General features: G+C 55.0%; 17 protein-coding genes, 1 tRNA gene and 2 pseudogenes. 11 read left to right on the plus strand and 9 right to left on the minus strand.

Annotated features, from left to right (window positions below; genetic code table 11):
* Positions 1 to 31 precede the first annotated feature (31 nt).
* The gene (gene ctaA, locus AC2FLX_RS02440) at positions 32 to 1177 is read left to right on the plus strand and encodes a heme A synthase (protein ID WP_496810500.1); all 1146 of its coding nucleotides are present in this window, start codon (positions 32 to 34) and stop codon (positions 1175 to 1177) included.
* A 5-nt stretch (positions 1178 to 1182) separates the two neighbouring features.
* Positions 1183 to 2652: a carboxypeptidase M32 gene (locus AC2FLX_RS02445; RefSeq protein WP_496810499.1), complete on the plus strand. Its 1470-nt coding sequence runs from the start codon at positions 1183 to 1185 to the stop codon at positions 2650 to 2652.
* Positions 2653 to 2723: 71 nt separating this feature from the next.
* Here AC2FLX_RS02445 and AC2FLX_RS02450 read toward each other — a convergent pair whose 3' ends face one another.
* Together AC2FLX_RS02450 and gyrA are read right to left on the minus strand one after the other, a co-directional pair.
* Positions 2724 to 3128 (minus strand): hypothetical protein, encoded by a 405-nt coding sequence (locus AC2FLX_RS02450; RefSeq protein ID WP_496810498.1) that lies wholly within the window; start codon positions 3126 to 3128, stop codon positions 2724 to 2726.
* A complete protein-coding gene (gene gyrA, locus AC2FLX_RS02455) occupies positions 3125 to 5860 on the minus strand; it encodes a DNA gyrase subunit A (protein ID WP_496810497.1) in 2736 nt (911 codons plus the stop codon). Before gyrA ends, AC2FLX_RS02450 begins: the two co-directional genes overlap by 4 nt.
* 193 nt (positions 5861 to 6053) lie before the next feature.
* On the opposite strand from gyrA, the gene AC2FLX_RS02460 reads away from it, so the two are divergent.
* Complete coding sequence (locus AC2FLX_RS02460) at positions 6054 to 6323, plus strand: usg protein (RefSeq protein ID WP_496745080.1); 270 nt, start codon at positions 6054 to 6056, stop codon at positions 6321 to 6323.
* A gap of 12 nt (positions 6324 to 6335) precedes the next feature.
* Here the strand turns inward: AC2FLX_RS02460 and AC2FLX_RS02465 are convergent, their stop codons facing one another.
* Positions 6336 to 7871, minus strand: coding sequence for a caspase family protein (locus AC2FLX_RS02465; RefSeq protein WP_496875371.1), 1536 nt, complete (start codon positions 7869 to 7871; stop codon positions 6336 to 6338).
* A 289-nt stretch (positions 7872 to 8160) separates the two neighbouring features.
* On the opposite strand from AC2FLX_RS02465, the pseudogene AC2FLX_RS02470 reads away from it, so the two are divergent.
* A pseudogene (locus tag AC2FLX_RS02470) lies at positions 8161 to 8355 on the plus strand (transposase); the annotation flags it as partial.
* A 212-nt stretch (positions 8356 to 8567) separates the two neighbouring features.
* Positions 8568 to 8693, plus strand: a pseudogene (locus AC2FLX_RS02475) (IS6 family transposase); the annotation flags it as partial.
* A gap of 107 nt (positions 8694 to 8800) precedes the next feature.
* Here AC2FLX_RS02475 and AC2FLX_RS02480 read toward each other — a convergent pair.
* From AC2FLX_RS02480 to AC2FLX_RS02490, 3 genes are all read right to left on the minus strand, one after another.
* Positions 8801 to 10726 carry a multiheme c-type cytochrome gene (locus AC2FLX_RS02480; protein ID WP_496810520.1) on the minus strand — a complete coding sequence of 642 codons (1926 nt, stop codon included), beginning with the start codon at positions 10724 to 10726 and terminating at the stop codon, positions 8801 to 8803.
* Positions 10727 to 10794: 68 nt separating this feature from the next.
* The gene (locus AC2FLX_RS02485; protein WP_496810496.1) at positions 10795 to 12474 is read right to left on the minus strand and encodes an alkaline phosphatase family protein; all 1680 of its coding nucleotides are present in this window, start codon (positions 12472 to 12474) and stop codon (positions 10795 to 10797) included.
* 137 nt (positions 12475 to 12611) lie between these two features.
* Positions 12612 to 14204 carry an arylsulfatase gene (locus AC2FLX_RS02490; protein ID WP_496745086.1) on the minus strand — a complete coding sequence of 531 codons (1593 nt, stop codon included), beginning with the start codon at positions 14202 to 14204 and terminating at the stop codon, positions 12612 to 12614.
* An 806-nt stretch (positions 14205 to 15010) separates the two neighbouring features.
* Between AC2FLX_RS02490 and AC2FLX_RS02495 the strand changes: the two genes are divergently transcribed.
* From AC2FLX_RS02495 to AC2FLX_RS02520, 6 genes are all read left to right on the plus strand, one after another.
* Complete coding sequence (locus AC2FLX_RS02495) at positions 15011 to 16372, plus strand: hypothetical protein (protein ID WP_496810495.1); 1362 nt, start codon at positions 15011 to 15013, stop codon at positions 16370 to 16372.
* 108 nt (positions 16373 to 16480) lie between these two features.
* Positions 16481 to 17773 (plus strand): ABC transporter substrate-binding protein, encoded by a 1293-nt coding sequence (locus tag AC2FLX_RS02500; RefSeq protein ID WP_480750956.1) that lies wholly within the window; start codon positions 16481 to 16483, stop codon positions 17771 to 17773.
* 39 nt (positions 17774 to 17812) lie between these two features.
* On the plus strand, positions 17813 to 18694 hold the full coding sequence (locus tag AC2FLX_RS02505; RefSeq protein ID WP_480750957.1) for a branched-chain amino acid ABC transporter permease: 882 nt from the start codon (positions 17813 to 17815) through the stop codon (positions 18692 to 18694).
* Positions 18691 to 19632: a branched-chain amino acid ABC transporter permease gene (locus AC2FLX_RS02510; RefSeq protein WP_480750959.1), complete on the plus strand. Its 942-nt coding sequence runs from the start codon at positions 18691 to 18693 to the stop codon at positions 19630 to 19632. The genes AC2FLX_RS02505 and AC2FLX_RS02510 overlap by 4 nt, the downstream gene beginning before the upstream one ends.
* Positions 19620 to 20330: an ABC transporter ATP-binding protein gene (locus AC2FLX_RS02515; protein WP_480750961.1), complete on the plus strand. Its 711-nt coding sequence runs from the start codon at positions 19620 to 19622 to the stop codon at positions 20328 to 20330. The genes AC2FLX_RS02510 and AC2FLX_RS02515 overlap by 13 nt, the downstream gene beginning before the upstream one ends.
* Entirely contained in the window at positions 20331 to 21026 is a 696-nt protein-coding gene (locus AC2FLX_RS02520) for an ABC transporter ATP-binding protein (protein ID WP_480750962.1), read from the plus strand.
* 71 nt (positions 21027 to 21097) lie between these two features.
* Here AC2FLX_RS02520 and AC2FLX_RS02525 read toward each other — a convergent pair.
* From AC2FLX_RS02525 to AC2FLX_RS02535, 3 genes are all read right to left on the minus strand, one after another.
* Positions 21098 to 21172, minus strand: a tRNA-Asn gene (locus AC2FLX_RS02525).
* Between the two features lie 90 nt (positions 21173 to 21262).
* The gene (locus AC2FLX_RS02530; RefSeq protein WP_480750964.1) at positions 21263 to 22015 is read right to left on the minus strand and encodes a porin family protein; all 753 of its coding nucleotides are present in this window, start codon (positions 22013 to 22015) and stop codon (positions 21263 to 21265) included.
* Positions 22016 to 22428: 413 nt separating this feature from the next.
* Positions 22429 to 24480 (minus strand): ASKHA domain-containing protein, encoded by a 2052-nt coding sequence (locus AC2FLX_RS02535; protein ID WP_496811269.1) that lies wholly within the window; start codon positions 24478 to 24480, stop codon positions 22429 to 22431.
* Positions 24481 to 24581 lie beyond the last annotated feature (101 nt).

A 24581-nucleotide genomic window follows, 5' to 3' on the forward strand; every position in this document is an offset into this window, starting at 1 on the left:
CTTGCGTTGAAATTCAGAACAAGAGGATGGAATGAGCGGTAAGCGCAGCATCTTTGAGGAAGTTTCGGGTGACAAAAAGCAGGCGGCCCTCAAGCCCGGCGTGATTGATCGCGACCAAGGTGGTGCGCGGCGTGCTATCCGTTTGTGGCTTATGGTGCTGTTTGCCATGGTCGTCGCCACGATCGTGGTTGGCGGTTTGACGCGCCTGACTGACAGCGGGCTTTCGATTACCGAATGGCGTCCTCTGACTGGGGCGGTACCACCTTTGAGCGAAGCCGAATGGCAATCTGAATTCCAGAAATACCAGCAGATTGATCAGTGGCGGATTCAGAACCAGTGGATGGATCTGGAAGATTTCAAGTCGATCTATTGGTGGGAATGGGGACACCGGCAATTGGGCCGTGCTATAGGTCTTGTTTGGGCCATGGGGTTCCTCGGCTTTCTGATGGCACGTAAGGTCCCAACAGGCTGGGCTGGTCGGTTGCTGCTGCCGGGCATCCTCGGCGGAATACAAGGCGCGGTCGGTTGGTGGATGGTGGCGTCGGGCGTGACGCAGGGCGAGGGGATGACATCGGTAGCCAGCTATCGACTTGCCACCCACTTGGGGTTGGCATTTGTCATTCTGGGTTTCCTGGCGTGGTACGTTTATATGCTCGGGCGAACGGAGCGCGACTTGATGCAAGCGCGTCGGGTCAAAGAGGAAAAACTGTTTTCTCTGTCCACAGGGTTGATTCATTTCGCATTTTTGCAAATCCTGATCGGTGCGCTTGTGGCTGGTATCGACGCAGGTCGATCCTTTACAGACTGGCCTCTGATTGGGGGGCAAGTTTTGCCGCCTGATGCCACTGTGCTGGAACCCATGTGGCGAAACTTTTTCGAAAGTCCCGGGCTGGTTCAGTTCATTCATCGCTGTGCAGGGTATCTTCTTTGGGTGTTTGCCCTGTTCGTTTGGCTGCAAGGGAGGTCGAGCGCTCATCCCAACACGAGGTTTGCCTTTAACGCGACCTTTGCGGCCCTTTCGTTTCAGGTTGTCTTGGGAATTGTCACGGTTCTTTATGGCGCCCCATGGCAGATCGCGATTTTACATCAGCTTTTGGCCGTGATCGTCTGGGCACTCATCCTGAAAGCCCGTTTTTTGTCCGCCTATCCCATTACAACCTCACTTCGTGGAGCCTGACCAGCATGACTGCCTATGATGAATTGATGGCGTTTGAGCGGGAAACTTCGGCCCTTGGTCAGATCGCCGGACGGCTGGGCTGGGATCAGGAGACGATGATGCCGCGTGGAGCCGCGGTTCAACGGGGAGAAGAAATGGCGGCGATCGAGGCGGTTCTTCATGCCCGTCGTTCCGATCCGCGGGTCGGCGACTGGCTGGAACGGGCTGAAGCGACCTGCGACGTCAGCGCCGCGCAATTACGTGAAATCCGTCGCGCATTTGACCGCGCCGGCAAGGTGCCTGCCGATCTGGCCAAGGCGATTGCACGCGTGACGTCTCAGGCTCAGGGGAAATGGGCCCAGGCGCGTGCAGACGAAGATGTTGCAGCGTTCATCCTGGTGCTGGAAGAAGTCGTTTCGTTAAAACGTGAAGAAGGAGCAGCCCTTGCGCAGGGTAACGACGTGTACGACGCGCTGATCGAGGATTATGAACCCTACACGACAAGTGGTCAGATCGCCGAGATTTTTGATGCGATGCGGCCCAGACTCGTCGCCTTGCGGGCGACGGTGTTGGCTCAGCCAATGCCCACGGGCGTTTCCGGAAAATTTGACGAGCAGAAGCAGATGGAAATGTCGCAGAAACTAGCGGTAGCCTTTGGCTATGACCTCAGTCGTGGCCGTGTTGACAAGGCAGTGCACCCTTTCAGTTCCGGAAGCGGATCGGACGTTCGGATAACGACCCGCACATCTGTAACCGACCCGTTCAACTGTTTCTATTCCACCATTCACGAGGTTGGTCACGCCGCATATGAACAAGGGATCGACGACTCTTATGCGTTAACACCACTGGGACGCGGCGTTTCAATGGGGGTGCATGAAAGTCAGAGTCGGATTTATGAAAATCAACTCGGCCGCAGTCGCGCCTTCACTGGTTGGTTGTTTCCACAGATGACCAAAGTATTTGGCGATTTTGGCATTGGTTCTGCAGATGAATTCTATGCGGCCGTAAACCGGGTCCACAACGGGTATATTCGCACTGAAGCCGATGAGGTTCAGTATAACCTGCATATCATGATGCGATTTGACCTAGAGCGCGCGTTGATGCGAGGGGATCTGCATGTGGCTGATCTGGAAGCCGCTTGGAATGATCGGTTCAAGGCGGATTTCGGATTTGCCGTCGATAAACCCTCGAATGGATGTTTGCAGGATGTCCATTGGTCAGTCGGCCTGTTCGGGTATTTCCCAACCTATTCTTTGGGCAACGTATATGCCGGATGCCTTCATGAGGCTTTGAGAAGTGCAGTGCCCGAGTTGGACACCCAACTGGAACAAGGCGATACCAGTGGCGCAACCGGTTGGCTGCGAGACAATTTGCAACGTCACGGCGGTCTTTATGCGCCACGGGAAATCATTGAACATGCCAGTGGCCAAAAGCCGGGGCCGGAACCATTGTTGGGATATCTGGAAGCAAAGTTCTCAGAGCTTTATGGTCTATGAAGGCATTTCCGCGAAGTAAATTTGTTGACCGGAATTGATGGAATTGACTTTCTGATACAATGTATTCCGTTTCAGCGTGCCACACACTCCATGACGCGCCCATCCGAACGGGCAATGCTCAGTTTTCCATCGTCTGTTCTGGTAACCCAACGCTCATCGCCATATCCATCAGATGTCAGTCGCCCGTCTGCATTGATCTCGTACTCTGCATCGACTGTCTTGCCGCGTACAATGGCTGAATACGGAATTGTTTTGGAGTCCGTTTCGGTGTCTTGAACGATCCATTCAAGTGGCGTTAAACCCATCATGCAGTCAAAGTGCCGACCGCTGATGGCGTCGATCAACTCTTCTCCAAGCAACTCGTCGGCCATCAGGGGCGATGCGGCAAGAACGAAAATAGTGCCCACTAGAAAGGTTAAGTGCTTCATTGTGCCCTCGGGAAAAGAGCGGCATGTCTGCCGCTCTTTGGTGGTCAACTTCCTGTGTCCGCTTCGTCCTCTTCGCCCTGATCTGCGATCCAGGCGACACTGACGACTTCTTCACCTTTTCCTGTGTTGAATACGCGCACGCCACCTGCGCTGCGTGACCGGAAGGAAATGCCATCAACCGGAACACGGATCGATTGGCCCCTAGATGTCGCCAGCATGATCTGATCGTCGATCTCAACCGGGAAAGAGGCAACCAGATCGCCGCCTCGCATGGCTTTGTCCATGGCCGCAACTCCCATGCCGCCACGTCCCCGGACCGGGTAGTCGTGGCTGGAACTGAGCTTGCCCGCTCCGCCTGTCGTGATGGTCAGGATCAGGTTTTCGGCGGCGGACATCTCGGCGTACCGTTCTTGCGGCAGCACGCTGTCCGCGTTGCCTTCGTCCTCGTCATTCTCGGTGTCTTCTGTTACACCAGCCATTAAGCGGCGCATTTTTAGATATGCGGCTCGTTCATCGGGACCGGCTTCGAAATGCCGAATAACCGACATTGAAACAACGCGATCTCCGTTGGTCAGTTTGATTCCCCGAACACCAGTGGATTCGCGTGAATTGAAGACCCGCACGTCAGTGGTGCGGAAGCGGATCGCGCGACCGGAATTGGTGACCAGCATTACGTCCTCGTCTTCAGAACAGATGCGTGCATTTACCAGTTCGACGCTTTCGGGCAATTTCATCGCAATCTTTCCGTTCCGCCGGACATTGGTGAAGTCCGACAACCGGTTGCGGCGAACATCGCCCGCGCTGGTGGCGAAAATGATCTGGAGGTTTTCCCATTCCTCATCCGGCACATCGACCGGCATGATTGCCGCAATGGAAACACCGGTCGGGATCGGCAAGATATTGACGATGGCCTTACCCTTGCCGGTGCGTCCTGACTGAGGCAAGCGCCAAGTCTTGAGCTTGTAGACCATTCCGTCGGTAGTGAAGAACAATAGTTGTGTATGTGTATTAGCCACAAAAAGGGTGGTGACCACATCCTCTTCCTTGGTCTGCATCCCTGACAGCCCCTTGCCGCCACGCTTTTGAGCACGGAAATCGGCCAATGGGGTGCGCTTGATGTAGCCGCCCGAGGTCACAGTGACGACCATGTCTTCACGTTCGATTAGGTCTTCGTCTTCCATGTCTCCGGACCAGTCGACTATCTCGGTACGGCGCGGCACGGCAAAATTCTCGCGCACTTCGCGAAGTTCGTCTGCGATGATTTCCATGATACGCTCGCGCGAGCCAAGAATTTCCAGGAATTCCTTGATCTTGGCGGCCAGGCTTTCCAGTTCGTCCGTGACTTCCTTGACGCCAAGTTGGGTTAGGCGTTGCAGACGCAGGTCGAGAATTGCGCGGGCCTGTGCTTCGGACAGGTTATAGGTCCCGTCCTCGTTCATGGTGTGGGTCGGGTCATCAATCAGCCGAATGTAGCTTGCGATGTCTGAGGCCGGCCAGCGGCGCGTCATCAGCTTTTCGCGCGCTTCAGAAGCGTCGGCAGAGCTTCGAATTGTCGCGACGACCTCGTCCACGTTGGAAACTGCGACAGCCAATCCGCACAGAATATGGCTGCGTTCGCGCGCTTTTCGCAAGTCGTAAGCAGTACGACGCGCCACCACGTCTTCACGGAAATCAATGAAGCATGTTAGAAACCGGCGCAGAGTCAGTTGCTCGGGCCGACCGCCATTCAGCGCCAGCATGTTGCAGCCGAAGGAGGTCTGCATTGGTGTAAAGCGGTAGAGTTGGTTCAGAACGACCTCGGGTGTGGCGTCGCGTTTCAACTCGACCACAACGCGCACGCCGTTGCGGTCGGATTCGTCCTGAACATGGGCGACTCCTTCAATCCGCTTTTCGCGAACTGCTTCGGCGACTTTTTCGATCATCGCGGCCTTGTTCACCTGATAGGGAATTTCGTCCACAATGATGGCATAGCGGTCCTTGCGCAGTTCTTCGACCCTCGTCTTGGCGCGGATAATAACGCTGCCGCGCCCTTCCAGATAGGCTTTGCGAGCCCCCGAGCGACCCAGCATCAAACCACCTGTCGGAAAGTCGGGGCCGGGCACGTATTGGATCAGTTGCTCGCTTGTCAGATCGGGGTCATCGATCAGTGCCAGCGTGGCATCAACCACTTCACCCAGATTGTGCGGAGGAATGTTGGTTGCCATACCGACGGCGATACCACCAGCGCCATTGACTAGCATGTTCGGGAATCGGGCTGGCAAAACAGTCGGTTCACGGTCTTTGCCGTCGTAGTTGTCCTGAAAATCGACTGTTTCTTTTTCGATGTCCGCCAGCAAGGCGCTCGCGGGTTTGTCCATCCGGACTTCTGTGTAACGCATAGCCGCGGGGTTGTCGCCATCCATCGAGCCAAAGTTGCCCTGGCCATCAAGCAAAGGCAGCGACATCGAGAAATCCTGAGCCATCCGTACCAGAGCATCATAGATGGCGCTGTCACCATGCGGGTGGTACTTACCCATAACGTCACCAACCGGTCGGGCCGATTTGCGATATGACTTGTCATGGGTATTTCCAGTCTCGTGCATCGCATAGAGGATGCGGCGATGTACAGGTTTCAGTCCGTCGCGCAGATCTGGGATCGCGCGGCTTACTATGACCGACATCGCATAGTCGAGATACGAATTGCGCATCTCGGATTCGATGGAAACCGTCGGGCCATCATACGCTGGGCGTTGAGGGGGATTTTCGTCGGTGTTTTCAGGGGTTTCTGGCGTATCGCTCACGTAAACTGCCCGTTCCTTGTGAAGGGTCTATATCTTGTGGCTGCATCTTATCAGAACCTGCATATAGGGTGCAAGCAAACAGCATCTGCGGCTGAAAACTCTCGATGTCGTAATGTTAACACATTGTTTTTATGAGCGTTTGAAGGAGTTTATGTTATCATATTGTGACCGAGGTTTTTTACCGGAGGTCTGTATGGGAAAAAACGAAACTGAATTGATGCTTAAAGGCTACGGCCTGACAACGGCTGAAATCTTCTATCACATGCCTGACTATATCCATGTCCTGAACACCTTTGTGTGGCAGGACTATGATCTTGCGCCCGATCATCCAAAACTGTTCGGTTTCATCGAGTTCTGGCAACGCGAGATTGAAGGGCCGCTCCATTCTGTCCGCTTTACACATCGCAAGATGTTGTCATCCGGAGAGTGGCGAAACATTGTCGGGGAATACCGGCTCAATTGACGCCGGGAGTCGCTACTGAAGCCTTCTCGCCTGAACATTGCAGGTAGACGTGCCAACGGTTGTGTAGCTGTTTCCATCGGGTGCTAAACGCCCGGAAAAGACATTTGTTTTGCCCGGAAAGAAACTTTTCCCACTGATATCCTGTCCTGACAGATACACTTCGGCCGATCCAGTCTGTCCAAGGGAATCCGAAATCTGCCCACGAAAGAAGTTTGGCCCTGCTTGAGTATAGCTGGCTGATCCAGTGACTTTCAGAAAAGCCGCGCAGGTTGCGGAAAACGACCATGTCCCGGCCAGAGTAGGGGCAATCGATTTGCGTTCTGGAGTTGGAATAGCAACACAAACCGGCCCCGGTTTGCCCGCCAGTTCCTTAAGGGCTTTTTTACTGCCGAGATCACTTGGTTTTAGAGAAGAACCGGTGGCAGTTAAATATGCCCGAAAGCCCGTTTTGGTTCTGGGTCCTGCGATGCCGTCCGGTGACCCTACTGAGCATCCTAGTCTATTGAGTTCTACCTGGCTTTGTTCAATCAGGACCTCGATCTCAGTTTCCTTTCCTTGTGGTGAATGAGCCGCGACCGTTTTGTCGGGACTACTATCTTCCAGCGAATCCCTCAACTTCAACGCAACCTGAAAGGCGAACGCGTCGGATCGATCTGAGTATTTTTCTAGAAATGCGTCATAGGCTTGGACCGTTCCGATAGAGCGGGTCAGTTCCAGATCAAGCCGAATGTCGTTAGAATTCTTGAAATCCGCCACCCCTTCCGACTGATTTCGAGGTGCAATCGCAAAGTAGAACTCACCGATCAGTTCATCATAATACGCGGGTATCTGTCGGTGCTGCACTGTGCTGGCGAGATCACGGACGCTGACCCTAAGATCCGACATCAAAGCGCGAATCTCCAGCCCCGGCTGTGAGATGAGCGGCAGCAGCGCCCGCGTGAAAACCGAGTTTTCTGCAGTGTCATCGTCGTCAAGCCGGTCCAGCGCCAGTTGGCCTGCACCGGCAGAGAAGATGACGAATGTGCCTTGTGGCGCAATGATCCGTCCCAAGCCTCTTGTTTTTCCAATGCTTCTGCCATTTGTCACCTCAAACGGGTTGTTTCGGCAAGCGTCGACAATCGCGATGGAGGCGCGTGCGCCCGTGGTGCGAATACGATCCAGCAGATCCGATAGGGCAATCGCCTCGGATCTGACGAAATCGCTTTCTCCGTTTGAGGGAACAATGATGTCGGTCGGTAACAAATAGTTCTCACCGTCGATCTCGACGCCGTGCCCGGCAAAGAACAAAAGCGCAATGTCACCCGGATTCAATCGAGACGTGAACTGCGAGATTTGGCGGTTCATCCCGCGCCGCCCCAAATCGGTGGCTAAATGAGTGTCAAACCCGAGAACATCAAGCGTCTGGGACAGTGACAGCGCGTCGGCAACTGCCTTATCCAGCTTTTCGACTTCTTCATAATCGTTGTTCCCGATTATCAGGGCACGGCGTTCCTGTGCCCAAACCGGTTCGGTTGAAATTAGTAGTGCAAGTATCATCAACCAACGCATGAAGACCCTCGACACCAATTTGATCTCGCAAATTTATTGAGATTTTGCATGTCATCGCAACAATGCCAATTTTAAGCCGGTTTGGCTATCGTTTGTATTTTGTCGAGCTACAGAGGGATCCTATGCTGAGTATCTTTGTGATTTTGGCGGTTGTGACTGATCACTCAGCTGACGTGTCCAAAAGATGGTTGTTTCTGCCCCGTAGGTTCGTCAAGCCGACGAAATGCCCGCGCAGTGACGAGGCGGGCAGTGATTTAGCCCCCTGAAATCAGGCCACCGGGGTATTGCAATCCGTCCGAGCAAAGGATGGACTGTAAAACGCAGATTTAGCGACGAAGAGATCATTGGAATGATCAAGGGAAACGAGGCTGGGGTCAAAGCTCAGGAGCTGTGCCGCAAATACAGGATCAGCGATGCGACGTTTTGCAAATGCAAAGCCAAGTTTGGCGGGATGGACGTGTCGAACGCGAAAAAGTTGCGAGCGCGACTTTCGCCTTGAACTCGGGCGAGAGGTTCTTCCGTTTCGACATCTCTGATCTCCTCTTCGTGGAAGACCAGTGACAACTAATCATAGCTTACTTCAGTGTCCGAATTTCAGGAGATAGCTCACAAGATCACGCGACTCGACGAACTCATGCCAGGGCGTTGCGCTGCTTAAGCAGCATAACAGAAGTCCCTTCAACCGTGCCATAGCGCTCTGACCGAACGGCTACTGCGCTTCGCAATCTGGGGCGTGATGGACTGCCGGCGTGTGGTCGCTGTCTCGACAACCGGGTAGAGAATTCGCACCTGCCATTTCGACGACGAGAACGGGTAATGCAGCACCTCTGATGAATGCGAAGTTTGCAGAAGTTGGGACCGCACCTGGGTTGTCGGAAAGGTTGTAGTTCAATGAACAAAATTAGTTGGATCGCCCCTGTGGCCGATGGCTATTGTTCTTGAGGGGGCGGCAAAAGATCCAGTTGGTCTTGAGTGAGTTGGGAATGCATCAGTTGCAGCGAAAGTGATCCGGGATTATACCTCAGCGCTCGGGCCAACACACTAGTTGCTGCTGCTACATCCCCCAGTGCCAGTGCCAAGCGTGCCTGCATGATCCAGGCGTCTATGAGTTGGGGGTCAAGCCGTGCAGCTTCGGTAAAGGCGTTTGCTGCGGCGGGCAGGTTCCGCATCACAAGGGCGGTTCCACCTAGTTGCAAATGCGTCTCGGGAAAATCCAGCCTGCTTGCCATCGCGCTCTGCCACTCATCGAACGCGCGGCGCATGTTTTTGGCGTCTTGCGACGGCAATCGGGCTATCGGCGCCTGTAGCATCGCCTTGGCCGCAGCCATACGTACGGAACGCGACGGATCAGCCAACGCACCTATTGTGCGCTGCACGCGGTCGATCGCTGATGCAATCCTTTGCAGGCCAACTGCTGCGCTACGCACCACCGGGTCGGGATCCTGGATCAACTTGACCAGCGATTCGGCCTCTTCCGGGTCTCGCGTCTGCTCCAGTAGATAAAGCGCTGTTGCCCGAACCAACCCTGGCATCTCGTCATTCAGCGCCAGATCGCGCAGGTCGGTCGCAGCTGTCACAGGATCGTTTCGACCACGGGCGATCACCTCTCCATAGTGAGGGCCGCGCTTGTCGCTGTCCGGGAACCACTCCTCAAGTCTGGAGGCGGCCCAATCCGATGTCTCATCGGTGTGGCATGTGGTGCAGGCATCGGGTGCACCTGTTCTTTTCGAAAGGTCGGGGCGCGGAATGCGAAATGAATGATCGGCGCGCCAATCGTTGCCCATATAGACACGTTTGACCATATGGCAGTTTTTGCACTGTGCGCCCGATGATCCTTTGGGGTGGTGAGTGTGATCAGAGGAGTCGAAATCCAGTAAAGGAAGGCTTGGATAATCCGGATTTCCTGCCAGACTGTGACACGTTGTACAGATACCGTTCTCTTCGGCAATTAATTTGGCCTCATGCGGCAAATGGCAATCACCACATGCCACGCCCTTGGCATACATCTTGGATTGAAGAAAAGAGCCATAGACATAGACCTCGCCCTGAATCTGACCGTCTGCGTGGTAGAGACCTTCACGCAACAATGACAGGCCATAGGCATCGTCATAAGGCGTTCCCGGAACCGGATTACCGTCAAAATGGGCCTCGCGACGAGAATGGCATCCGGCGCATTGCTGTATCATTTGACGACGATCAGACAGATCTACCGGGAATCCGTAAGCCAGAGGAGGGGGCTCTCGCATCGTCTCTGGCTTGCTGGCCCAATCCACGTGGCTTGATCCCGGCCCATGGCAAGCCTCACACCCGACGCCGATTTCGATTTGTGAAGACGCAAAGCTGCGGCTCGGTAAATCATAATTCGCGTTATATCCGGTTGCATGGCAGGCAGCGCAGCGGCTGTTCCATGTTTTGTAAGGCCCTGTCCAGTGCAGCCCATCGTCGGGTCCAAAATTCTGCTCCGGATAAAGATGAAACCAACCGCCCTTTTCCGTGTCCCAAACCACGTCAAAGCTTTGCAGCCGTCCCTTTTCGGTTTCGATTAGATATTGCTGCAGCGGTTCAACCCCGACAACCGAATGGATCGCGTAGTCAGTCGTTCTCCCGTCTAACTCTCGGACCGACACATTATAGCGACCGTCTGGCGTCACGCGAAACCGTGCTGTCATCCCGTCCAGTGTGAATTCGGTTTCATTGAAATCCGCCAGTACGTTTTCTGGTGTGGCGGTCGTCCAGGCTCTGGCGTGATGAGATCCCTTCCATGCTGCGGCAGACTCTGTATGGCAATCGGTGCATTCGTCTGATCCCACATAGTCAGGTTCCGAAGCTGCAGGTTGCGTAAGCAGGTATACCATCGCCAAGAATTGCCCCAACCATAAGATCGAGCCGCGAGTTGTTTGCACATCTGGCAGGGCCGGGAACTTCACCGCAAAAACTCGAACAATGGTTCCCCCACCGAACCGGATGGCATTTTTGTGCCAAGATAAGTCGCGATGGTGGCAGCTACGTCGACGGTTGAGACGCGATGCAAGAAACGCCCTGGCGAGATGTACGGACCGGCAAGGATGATGGGAACGTGAGTGTCGTAAGTCCAAGGCGAGCCATGTGCCGAAGCAACGGTAAGACCGTCAAAATCGGCGATAAACCAATGCGGTTCAAACACAACATAGATGTCCCCCGATCGTTCCGGGTGGAAATTGGCAAGCACGGCATTGGTGATTTTCCCCGGGGCAACCGCGCCGGTTCGAAGGTCGTCGCTGGCAATTGCATGGGCGATGCCGTCCAGACGGTCGAGTTCTTCGGCTACCGCACGCGCTACTTCGGCGCGATCCAGTCCGCGCGCCTCGATTTCCTGATGGTCAAGGTACAGATATGGGTTCGAGAAGTTGCGGATCAACGGGCGGCTTTCCCCGAAATCCGCAGAGAGGCGAACGAAACCCGGTTCCGTGTCGACGCGTTCGAAATCGAATGTTCCCGCTTCAATACCCAGCGTTTCAAGATATCCTGGATGTTCTGGTGCACCGTGATCGGCAGACAAAATGACGAGCGTCTTATCCAGCTCGACGTGTTCATCGACGAAAGCCAGCAGGTCGGACAGCGTGCCGTCCAAGCGGCGCAGATTGTCCTCTGCTTCCAAGCTCGACGGGCCAAATATGTGTCCCACATAGTCAGTCGATGAAAAGCTGACCGCCAGGTAATCGGGCACATCATCCTGCCCCAATCCCTCGCCAATCAGCAAGGCCTTTGCAAAATCTGCGGTAATCTCGTCCCCAGCCGGGCTGAGTGTCAGGCGTGTAGTGAAATACTTGTCATCTGCTGAGCCCCAGTCATGCGGGAACGTGCGGCCAAAACCAGGAAAATCAGTTTCCCACAACTGGTCGTCACTGTAACCAAAGGCATAACTTTCAGGGTCACCCTGCAATGTCCAGCTTTGTCCGGCATAGCTTTGAACGAGATCTTGATCTTCCCACTCATGGACCCAATCCGGGTAGTTGTCGCGATAGAACGTGCTGGTTACGAAACGTCCTTCGCTTTTCGAGAACCAGAAAGCCTGGCCCGCGTGACCTGCCATGGAAATCGCCCCGCGATCCTTGACCGACACGCCAAAAACCTTTGCCTCAGGCCCGAAGTGAAGGGCGATTTCATCGGAAATGGTCGATGTCAGAATGGCACGAGGAGATCGGCCATCCGTGGTCGCCGCCCTTTGTGTCGGATCGATCTCGGCACTCTCATCCACTCCTCGCGCGCCGATCAGCGGGTAGTCGGGATCCTGTACATTGTAGAATTGCGTTCCCGACACTCGGTCAAACCAAAGATTCGCCACCATGCCGTGAATCGACGGGGTGGTGCCGGTCGCGAGTGTTGTGTGTCCGACAATCGTCTCGGTGTTTGCATGGTCGTGATGGGCGTTGGCAAACACTGCGCCGTTTTCAAGAAGGTAGGCAAAACCGCCCGATCCGAAACCCGAACCAAATCGGTCGATCAGATCGCCGCGCAACTGGTCCACCGTGATCTGCAGGACCAGTCGCGGCTTCTCCTGTGCGGCAAGCGATGTTGCTGCGGCGCATGCGGCAAATAGAGGCAACATCTTCTGCAATCGCATATCCATGATCCTCGCGGCTAATGTTTGATCCAATCCGGCTTGTTGATGCCCCACAAAATTGGTTGGAGACCGGATCTGTCGCTGGCTTTTACTGAAAACGAAGAGCCGCCCGGCATGGGCCGGGCGGTCTAACCATCCTATCGTGATCCGGGATCCTGCAGCGTTTCCATAACCTTGTCGAGGCTGAAAGATGCTGCTTCCTGGCGGGGTGGATATTCCTGGAATGTTGCTAGGAATTGTCCGACGTATTGCTGTGCGGGCACCAGCAGGTATGCACGATCCAGAACCCAATCATAATAGGTGTTCGATGTGCGATAGGCTCTCTCGTACGGATCGCGACGCAGGTTCGTGATCAGTGGTACGCGCAGGGGGGTTAATGGCTCCATCCATGCCCGGAAAGTCGCCCACGCGGTTTGTTCTAGGAACGTGATCTTCCAGTCGGAAAACCGTAGCGCCGCCAGATCACCATCATCGGTGAAATAGAACACCTCCTTGCGCGGACTTTGGTCTGTTTCGCCCGTCAGTAGCGGCAGGATGTTGTAGCCGTCCAAATGCACACGGTACTCGCGCCCCGCCATCGCGTCGACGGTAACTCCCTCTAGCAAATCGTCCTTGACCGTTTCATTCCCGGCTACTGCAAGGAAAGTCGGGAGCCAATCCATGTGGTGAACGATTTCGTTCGTGATCGAGCCCGGCTCGATCTTCCCTGGCCAGCGCACCATTGCGGGAACGCGCCAACCGCCTTCCCATTGGGTGTTCTTTTCGCCCCAGAAAGGTGTCATCGCCGCGTCGGGCCAAGTGTTCATGTGCGGGCCATTGTCTGTGGAGTAGAATACGATGGTGTTGTCCGCGATTCCAAGCTCGTCTAACTTTTCGAGGAACAGGCCGATATGCATGTCATGCTCGACCATCCCGTCGGCGTACTCATCCTGACCAGAGATTCCGCGGTTTTCGTCTTTGACATGCGTGCGGAAGTGCATTCGGGTGCCGTTCCACCAAACGAACCATGGCGTGCCTTCGGCTGTCTTCTCTTCGATGAACGCCAAAGCTGCAGCAGAGGTTTCATCGTCGACAGTTTCCATGCGCTTCTTGGTCAGTGCACCGGTATCTTCGATGGTTTGTGAGATCTCACTCTCACCATAGTTAGCCGATGATCGGATTACGCCGCGCGGGCCATAGCGATCCAGAAAAGTCTCTCCGTTCGGCAGAACCAGATCACGCGGATAGTCTTCGTTCTCAGGTTCCTCCTCGGCGTTCAGGTGATACAGATTGCCAAAGAACTGATCGAAGCCGTGGTTGGTTGGCAGGTGCTCGTCCCGGTCGCCCAAGTGGTTCTTTCCGAATTGGCCGGTTGCGTAACCCTCGGCCTTCAGCAAAGCGGCAATCGTCGGATCCTCTGTCTGCATGCCTTCTTCTGCTCCCGGCAAGCCGACCTTGGACAGGCCGGTTCGAAACACCGATTGCCCCATGATAAAAGATGCTCGACCAGCGGTACAGGATTGTTCTGCATAATAGTCGGTGAACATGATCCCTTCGTCTGCAATCCGGTCGATGTTGGGTGTTTGATACCCCATTAGTCCAAACGTATAGGCTGAAATGTTGGACTGGCCGATATCGTCCCCCCAGATCACAAGAATATTCGGTTTTCCTTCCTGTGCCGACACGGACGTTGCAAGGGCAACGCTCGCAACCGCCAACTGCGCTACAAAAACTGCCTGTCGAAATCGCATTCAATTCTCCTCACTTTTGCGTGCTTTCTTCTGTGGTAACTATTTCGTTATCAAGTCTTAGCCACTTTTGCGTAAAACGAATCGGAAGGGAAGTGAGTATTCCTAGATTGGCATGAGAAAGCTTTTCGCGACCTCGGTGTCAGATTCAGGGCCCAAGAATCATAGTTGGCTGTTGGCTAATTAGGTTGAACAGCCCCCCAAGCAGCAATGATACTTTGCCGTTCGAGGGCATCATAAAGCGCGGATTTGGAAGTGTGTGGGTCAGAAGGAGCCGGACGCGTATCGCAGTGCCGGGAGGGCAATCATCGACCCGAAAACGAGTAGCGCCGATTGACGGCCTCCGTTTCGGTTCGATTGTTACTACGTAGAAAAACGGAGGACGGCAGAAACCGATCTTGTCGACAGCACAACGGCGGCTCTTGAGCGTGGGTCGGTAGGTATGTGGCGACCGCATTCGCGGTTCGATGTAAAACGCTGTTTCGGCTACCTCAATTTCTTGCCAAAAAACCGCGATACCGCGAATGACTTAGGGAATGAACCTTTTGAGCAGAGGGAAGAACTATCAACTTGGGAAGCACGAAATCGTTGGCAACAGAGTCCAATTGCCTGATGTCGCGAGCCACCCTTGGAGACTACAGTAAGGTTTGGCTTTCTTCATCGCGAGCGAAAGGGCGATTTCAAAGGAAATCAGCTCGGTTTTCCTTGATCGGCTTTTTGCTTGAGACAGTGGAACATGGCAAAAAGGGGCACTTATTGCCATTAGAATTGATTGTACCGTGTCATCGAACACGCGCGAAGGGGCTTCAATGATACGCTTGATTGCAGTGTTCCTCGTGGTACTTCCCGGCATGGCCTATGCTCATGCCTCCGAGCGCATGGTTATCCTGACGCTGCCGACCGGGTGGTACATGGTCGGTGCCGCAATTGCCGTAGTGCTGACGGCACTCCTGAGCGCATTCGCTGCCCGGCCACCGAAATTTCCTGCTTTCGAATTGTTTTTCCGTCCGGCTTTTCTCGCTCGCACCGCACTAAATTGGATTGGTACAGCAGTTTTCGCTGTCCTCATCGGGACAGGTGTCTGGGGAACACACGACCCGGCAGAAAACTTGTTACCTTTGATGCTGTGGACCATGCTCTGGGTCGGGCTTACGCTTTTGGCTGTCCTGTTCGGCGATCTGTGGCGTAAAATCGAACCATGGAGTGGCCCGGTACGATTGCTGCGCCACCTTTTGGGCAGGAAGAAGAGAATTGGTCTTTCCAGGCTTGGATACTGGCCTGCCGTGCTGGGTTATCTGGGATTTGCCTGGTTCGAGATCGTGTCACTGGCCCCCGCGGACCCACCGCATCTCGCCCGGGTCGCGGTCATATACTATGTTGCCATTCTCGTTCTCGCCGTCGCAGAAGGAGAGGAATGGTTGAGGCGAGGTGAGTTTCTGTCGGTCTATTTTGGGTTTATTTCCAAAATCGCGCCCTTATGGGGCGAAGTGCGTAGCGGTGGTATCATGGTCATGGCTGGACCACCCGGTGCTCAGGTTCTGCGGATCGAACCGCTGGCACCTTCAGCTATTGCCTTCGTCACTCTTGTGCTCGCCTCGGTAAGCTTCGATGGACTGTCCGAAACCTTTTGGTGGCTCGCCCGCCTCGACATCAATCCCTTGGAGTTTCCTGGTCGTTCAGCTGTTTTGAAGGTGAATTCTGTCTCTCTTATCATTTTCTGGGGGATAAGCACGGCCCTCATACTCGGCGCGGTCCGTTTGGGTCTTCCACGGGGAAAGTTTCGGGAGGCAATCGGACCAATGATGCTGGCGTTTCTACCAATTGCAGCAGGGTATCATGTCGCGCACTATCTCGTTGCTTTCCTGACAGATGGGCAATATCTGATTGCCGCGATCAATGATCCGCTTGGAAAAGGCTGGCATCTGCTTGGACTTTCAGATCATTGGGTTTCTTTCGGCTTTCTGTCGACCCGTACGGGCGTACTGGCGATTTGGACTGCCCAGTTCTCGGTTATCCTCGCGGCTCATCTACTTGCAGTGATCCTTGGCTTTCGGCTGGGTGAACGGGCAGGCGTCGGGCCGAGTCTTTGGGCTCATTTGCCGGTCACGATATTGATGGTGGGCTATACGGTCTTCGGGTTGTGGTTGCTTTCCGCGCCAACGGCGGGATGAGAAAGGGTTTGCATTTCGCACTGACTCCGTGTTCCGTGACCAAGGGGAAACAAAAGACGCAGTCAGGAATTCAATGAAATTGCGTCGTTACAACAGCGGAGGTGTTTGATGACAAACAAGCCAATCCTCTCAAATCTCAATCGTCGATCTTTCGTCAAAGGGCTTGCGGGCACGGGCGCGCTTCTGTCCGGTGGTCTTGCAGCGCGCTATGCGCAAGCACAATCGTCTGAGCCAATTCGCTTTGGGTTCCAACTTCATCGCACCGGGATCGGGGCATCCTACGGACGTTGGTATGAGCGCACGGCATCTGCTGCACTTCAGGTTCTCAATGACTCAGGTGGCATTAACGGGCGACCTGTTGAGATCATATTCGAAGACGACGGCACTGACCCCAAGCGCGGTGCCGAGGTGGTCGAAAAGCTGACGACCCAATCGAACTGTGACCTGGTGATGGGTACACTCTTTTCCCATGTGGTCATCGGATCCGCCCCGCGAGCGGGTGAATTGAAGGTGCCGTATCTTGTCTGTTCCGAAGGGCATCACGTTGCGAGCGGGATGCTGAATCGCTGGACCATGCAACCGGGCATAACGGACGTGAAAAGCCAGGTGCAGGGCATGGCGCCGTTCGTGACCTCGAACCTCGGCAAGAAGGTCACGATGATTTTCCCCGATTTTGCATTCGGTCACGATCACCGCGACTATTTCACCGCAGCGGTGGCAGAGCAGGGCGGCGAGGTGATCAAGCATATTGCGATCCCGCCGACCGAAACCTCGTTCACTCGCTATTTCCCACAGATTCCTTCGGATACGGATGTCATCTATCACGTCATGGTAGGTCCCGCCGTTCTGACCTTTGTCAAAGAACTGGGCGAGTTTTATGGCTCGGGAGATCGGCCGCAGCTGTTCGGTTTCATCGACTCGCTTGAGGCGGTTGATATCAACTCGCCCGGCCTCGAATTTCTCGACGGTTCGCATTTCTGGGAAGGCCACCCACGCTATAAGCAGGCGGATGCATCGGATCATGAGACCTTCTATCGCGAAGCGGTTGGGGTGGACGATAACGGTGCTTCGGTTTCGGATTCGGCTGATGTCGCGACCTACGCGCACATGTTTTCGACATGGGAGACCCTGTTTGTTGCCAGACAGGCGATGGAGGCATCTGGATACCAAGGACCGGCGGACCGGCAGAAGGTCGTCGAGGCTATCGAAGAGATGACCGATTTCACCGAAAGCCGAGAACATCCGCAAGGACCAAAGACGTTCAATGGCAAAACCCACCAGGCCTTCGGGCTTCAATCCATCACCAAGGTTGAGGGTGGCAAATTGATACGTGTGCACCAGACCTCAATGGAAGACGGGTTCTATCCTGACGAGGTCGACTATACGACACTAAGTTTCTGACTTAGGGCGGGCGGGGCGCCAGCCCCTCCCGGATAATGAGTGGATTTCGGACCGTTCCTGCTTCTTGCCCTGATGGAGGGCCTCGTGACCGCCGCAGTCCTTGCGCTAACGGCGGTTGGGTTGTCGCTTGTGTTCGGCATCATGCGGGTTGTTAACGTCGCGCATGGTGAATTTTTTATGCTGGGCGCAGTGCTTGCTTGGTTCACTACTCAATGGATACCGGGACCACCAGCGATTGCTTTTGCGGCAGCGTTGGTCTTCTGCCCTTTGATCGTCGGTGCAATCGCGGCCCTTTCCGATGTGTTGGTTTTGAAAAGGTTGAATTATGAGCCCGAGGCCACGATCGTCGCAACGATCGGACTTTTGTACATTCTTCAGCAGGCGGCCTTGAGTTTTTTCGGTCCGGATGCGCGCCCGGTTCCGGCACCAATCAACTTCCGCATCCAACTGCCCTGGTTCGGCTACTCCGGCTATAAGTTGTTGGTTGTCGCAGCAGCGATCATGCTGTTGCTTGCGGTCTGGCTGATCCTCAAACATACGCGCATCGGATTGGTGATGCGGGCAACACAGGAAGACCGGGACACTGCGCGTGCTTTCGGGATAAATGTTGACAGGGTCTATGCCGGAGTATTCGCGATGGGGGCTGGGCTTGCCGCCATAGCCGCAGTTCTGATCGTTCCGATCCAGCAGGCGCACTACCTGATGGGGGGTGATCCACTTCTTTTGTCGTTCATCGTCGTAATCATCGGTGGTCTGGGAAGTTTGCGGGGCACACTGGTTGCGGCTATTGTCATTGGGTTGTCAGATGGCGTTCTTTCCACATTTTTCGCCCCGACGTTGGCCAAAATAGTCGCAACGCTGGCCGTCGCGTTGATTCTTGTTTTCCGGCCTCAGGGCCTTTATGGAAAGCGCGCCGTATGAAAATCGATCGTGCGCTCTGGCTCCACTTCGGCCTTATCTTTGTATTGCTTGCGTTCCATTTCTATGCGCCAGCGTATCATCACACAAATATCGCTCGGATCATGGTGCTGGCGATTTATGCGATGGGTTATAATATTGCGTTCGGCTACACCGGCCTTCTAAGCCTCGGCCATTCACTTTTCTTTGGCGCAGGACTTTATGCTGCGGGGCTTCTTGCCTATTACGCGAACGGAGGTGCAACAGTAGGCCTTGTCGCAGGACTTGCCGCAGGCGGCAGCGTGGCCTTTGCCTTAGGCCTTTTTGCGCTCCGCACAGCAGGCGTTGCCTTCATGATCGTGACCCTGATGTTTGCACAGGCGGGATACCTGACGGTGCTGTATCTCGGCAGCTATACACGTGGGGACGAGGGCATTGTTGTTCCAAAATCCACTCGGATGCTCGGGGCTCTCGACCTTTCCGACGATGGCACCCGCTATTTGGTTGCTTTCGCGTTGTTTTCTGTGGCGCTTTTGATCAATCTCTGGCTTGCCCGCTCGCCACGCGGGCGGATTATGGTGGCGATACGCGAGAACGAGGAGCGCAGCCGCATGCTCGGTTACAACCCATTCGCGGTCAAGCTTTTTGCACTGACGGTTTCCGGTGTCTATGCAGGGGTCAGTGGCGCAGCATATGCATTGATGTTCGGTTATGTGGGTGCCAGCCTAGTTTCTGTACAGTATTCGATTTTGCCGCTTCTTTATGTCCTTCTTGGTGGTGCGGGTACGGTCATTGGTCCTTTCCTCGGCGCACTGCTGATGTTTTATCTGGTCGACTATGCCAGTTCTTTGACCGACGCTCACCAATTCGTGACCGGGGCCGTGTTGGTCCTCCTCATCCTATTTGCGCCAAGAGGCATACTTGGCACACTGCGTGAACGGGGGATGAGATGGTTGCCGTAACTCTTCTTGAAGCCCGAGAGCTTACCCGGCACTTCGGCGGATTGAAGGCAGTGGACAAGGTGGATTTCGATGTTTCTGAAGGTGAAATTCACGCGATCATCGGCCCGAACGGCGCTGGCAAGACAACGTTTGTCAGTTTGCTGTCGGGCCGAATTCCGGTGCAGTCCGGATCGATCCATCTATCTGGCCATGACATAACACGATTACCTGCGCATGCCCGCGTGCGGGCCGGCATCGCCTATACCTTTCAGATCACACAGATCTACGGCGCGCTGAGTGCCTTTGACAACGTAGCGCTTGCAGTCCAGAGTCGCCATTCTCAACACATAACCGACGATGCAATGTCCGCACTTGAACGGGTGGGTTTGGCGGATCGAGCCGATCAGATTTCTGGGACGCTGAGTTATGGCCATCAACGCTTACTGGAGATCGCAATGGGACTAGGCTTGGAGCCAAAGATTCTGATTCTCGACGAACCGACACAGGGATTGGCGCAAGGAGAGATCGAAATCTTCAAATCAATTGTTCGAAGCATAGTCCCTGAGGCCACCGTTCTTCTTATCGAGCATAACATGGACGTGGTCATGGACCTGGCCGATCGCATCACGGTGCTAAACTTTGGCCAGATCTTGGCGACCGGGTCACCACTGTCGATCCGGGCGAACAGTGCGGTTCAGGCTGCCTATCTAGGGGGGTGAATGCTAAAACTCGATGGTATCGACGCAGGTTACGGCGCGGTTCAGGTTCTGCATGGCTTGTCGCTTGCGGTTGCCTCTGGTGAGGTGCTTTGCTTGATGGGGAGGAATGGCGCCGGGAAGTCTACTTCACTCAAGACTATCATCGGTCAGGTACGTTCGAGTGCTGGCAAAGTGGAACTTGACGGCACCCGCTTGGAGGCGCTTCCTGCCCATGAAGTGCCACGCCATGGCGTAGGTTACGTCCCGCAAGGGCGTCGACTGTTCGGAAACCTGACCGTCTCTGAGAATATTGAAATCGGATTGATGACCCGAGATCGGAGCGCACAGGTACGAGAAAAGGTACTGGACCTCTTTCCGAGGCTCCGAGAACGCATGGGGCAGGTGTCGCGTACGCTGTCGGGTGGTGAACAGCAGATGCTTGCCATCGCTCGGGCACTTTGCCTTGAACCAAAAGTGCTGCTGCTCGATGAACCGACCGAAGGGTTGCAGCCTTCGATGATTGCGCTGATCCGTGACACGATTATTGGTCTGAAAGCGACAGGTGTCGCGACGATTCTCGTGGAACAACGGGTCGATGCTGCGCTGTCGATTTCCGATCGAATTGCATTCGTCGTTGGGGGCAGGATCGTAGAAACTGCTTTTGCCCGAGATCTGGTTCCCCATGCTCACCAGTTCAGGAAACATGTCGGGATATAATGCATGGTTCGAAACAAGTGAATTGGATACTTCTTAGAAAAAAAAAGCGTTCTCGATAGCTTATTGATTATTGGCTCCGGCGGTAGGGATCGAACCTACGACCAATTGATTAACAGTCAACTGCTCTACCGCTGAGCTACGCCGGAACGGTGCGCGCCGTATAGCAACACCGGTTTTCGGCGTCCAGAGGGTTCGACGCATTTTTTATGGTTTTCGGCCGTGACGAAATTCAGGTTTCAGAACAGAATGGTTGCACCGAAAATCGGCCCGGATTGGTCAAAGGTATAGTCTGCGCCGTTGATCTCGTGATCTACTTCGATATGGCGGTAACCGCCTCTGAGCAGCCATCGATCGTTGAGGGCATAGTCTGCTGTCAGTAAAACCTGCCAGGTTTCGCTGCCGCTGCGGAATCCGCCATAATCAAGAAACGCGGTGCCCGACCATCTGTCGGAAAACTGAACCCGGGCGCGCATGGCGATCAAAGGATCGAACCAGTCTTCGTCGACGGTATTTGTTCGGTCCGGAAGTGCGCCCTGAGTCAGAGTGAAGACGGTATCAGTGCTGTACCATCTAAATCCCGCACCGGCATCGAGTGAGACGTTGCTATCCTCGTAGACCCGATAGGCGGCATAGGCGTTGAAGAACTGGGTTTTGACGGAAGTGTTGAGTTCTCCGAACGCCCCTCCGGGAGTTGCCGTACCGAAGGAGATGTCGGTCAGCATGTAGTCAGCAAGAAGACTCCAACGCCCGTTGGATGCGCCGAATGCGCCCATGAATGCAAAATCCAAGTTATCCAGCGCGTCGCTGAACGACAGGGTGGCGTCCACTGTTCCGAAAGCCGTTTCGGTGGAGGTGTTGGTTTCGGGTGTGAACAGATAGATCGAGGCCGAATAGCTCCAATCCCGGTCCTGGGCATATGACGGGCCGGAGACGATAATCGCAAGCGAAGCTGCCAGAAGGATCAAGTTTACAATGCCGAAGCGGATCATTTTCAGTCCTTTAGAATGGGGCCGGTTTGTGTCGGTTCATGGCGAGTGAAATCACACCAAAGTCACAAGGCAGTTTCAGCTGACGTTAGCACAAAAATCACATTCAAATACGTTTATTTTGTAGTGACCCACGGCCCAACACAAATCTCGGCTTTTGTTCGATAGGCAACGCGGGTGATGGGGATCAACGTAGCTGTATTCCGATCTGGAAAGGTTTTGGGACCCATGGGGTCCGTCAAATGGCCTCGAAGGTTAAAGACGCCAGCAAATTGAAAACCCCGGACAAAAGACTGCAAATTTGGTGCATCGCTGCCTTGGCCGCGCAAGTCCCGCCATTGCCTCAACCAGCTTATCCTTATGTCTGCAAAGAGAAGTTGACCAACGGAATGGCAAGGACTTGACCAAGGCCGGGGCTAGCCCCGGCGCCGACGGCGCCGCCCGCTCGATGCATCGGCATCACTGTTCGAATGGGTGTTGAACGACGGTGCGGGCAAAGTCACAACTTGGCTGAGTTCCGGGAACCGATCGGTCTTGTGCGGGATTGCGTTTGCAGCGACGAAATGTTCCTGAAATTTCGGCTCGATCGCTGTTTCAACCTTGGTGATCTCCCGCACGACCCGTTCAATCTCGGCCCTTGAAGAGATATTGCACAACGCAATGCGAGCACCCGTGCCTGCGGCGTTGCCTGCACTTGTTACTTTTTCCAGCGGCGCGTCGGGGATCATTCCCAGAACCATGGCGTGTTTGGTCGAGATATGCGCGCCAAAAGCACCCGCCAGGACGACACGGTCAACCTTGTCGACATTCATTTCATCCATCAGCAGGCGCGCGCCCGCATAGAGGGCCGACTTGGCAAGCTGGATAGCCCGAATATCGCCCTGCGTCACGGTTATGCGCGGACCACCCTCGGGGCTGGCGTCGTGGATCAGATAGGCATGCGTCCGGCCTTCGGGAACGCAGCGGGTGGCACCGGTCTGTTCGGCCGACCCGATCAGGCCGCTTTCGTCCAGCAGGCCGGCCATGCGCATTTCGGCCACTGCCTCGATGATGCCCGAACCGCAAATGCCGGTGATGCCGGTCGTGGCGATTTCGGCATCAAATCCTTCCTCGTCCGACCATTTGTCAGAGCCGATAACGCGGAAGCGCGGCTCTTTCGTTTCGGCGTTGATCTCGATCCGTTCGATGGCGCCGGGAGCAGCGCGTTGACCGGAGCTGATCTGCGCGCCCTCAAAGGCAGGGCCGGTGGGTGAAGAGCAGGCCAGCACCCGGGACTTGTTGCCAAGCAAAATTTCCGCGTTGGTTCCCACATCGACGATCAGAACCAGGTCGTCGGACTTGCCGGGTTCTTCGGAGAGGGCCACCGCCGCGCAATCCGCCCCAACATGACCAGCGATACAGGGCAGCACATAGACCTGCGCACGTGGATTCATGGCGGTCAGATCCATCTCGCGGGCTGGCAGGGAGAGGCTTTCGGATGTCGCCAGCGCGAAGGGAGCCTGGCCAAGCTCGACCGGGTCGATGCCTAGCAGCAGATGGTGCATCACCGGGTTGCAGACGAAAACCGTTTCCAGGATCAATTCGGACGAAATGCCGGCGTCTTCGGCGATGGCTTTGGTAATATCATTGATCGCGTCACGTACGGCAGTTGTCATTTCCCTGTCGCCGCCGGGGTTCATCATCGAATAGCTGACCCGGCTCATCAGGTCTTCGCCAAAACGGATCTGCGGGTTCATGAGCCCGGATGACGCTTTGACCTCGCCATTGCGAAGATCGGTCAAATGGGCGGCAATCGTCGTTGAACCAAGGTCAATTGCAAGCCCATAGATACGTTCTTCGGAGTATCCGGGCCAGATTTCCAGAATTTGGTGAGCGGTGTCACGGTGTCCCTTGTGCAGCGCGACAGTGGCCTTCCAGCCTCCTTTGCGCAGGGCCGGTTGCAGCTTGGACAAGAGCGAAAGATCGGCGGTAACCTTGTCTACGCCCCACTGCGCCTTGAGTGCGCGTTCCAGTCGTTCCAGATCGCCGGTGGGCTCGTGCATATCTGGCTCATCAACCTCTACGAAATAGAGATGGGTCGCCGGGTCCATGACGATGGCGCGTGCGGTGGCTGCCTTGCGTACCACCTGGCGATGTACCTGGCTTTCTGGAGGAACATCGATCACGACGTTTCCCTGAACGGTGGCCTGGCACCCCAATCGGCGTCCGGACTTAAGACCGCGTTTGTCATCATAGCGCTGTTCGACCGCGTTCCAATCGCTGAGCGCGCCTTCTTTGACCGTCACGCCATGCTTGGGAAATTCGCCATAAGACGGTGTGATCTGACATTTGGAGCAGATACCGCGCCCGCCACAGACAGAGTCGAGATCCACACCAAGCTGTCGGGCAGCCGTCAGGATCGGGGTTCCGACCGGGAAGTGGCCGCGTTTGCCAGATGGGGTGAAGACAACAAGTGGATCGCTGGTCATGACTGGCCTGCCTCTGGAATTCATACGTTTGACGCGCAACATATGGGTTTGCACGAAAAGAGAAAGGCGCCGAACGGCAGGTTTCGGGCGTGTTGCGTCGT

This window comes from Ruegeria sp. YKSF57, from assembly GCF_059612585.1.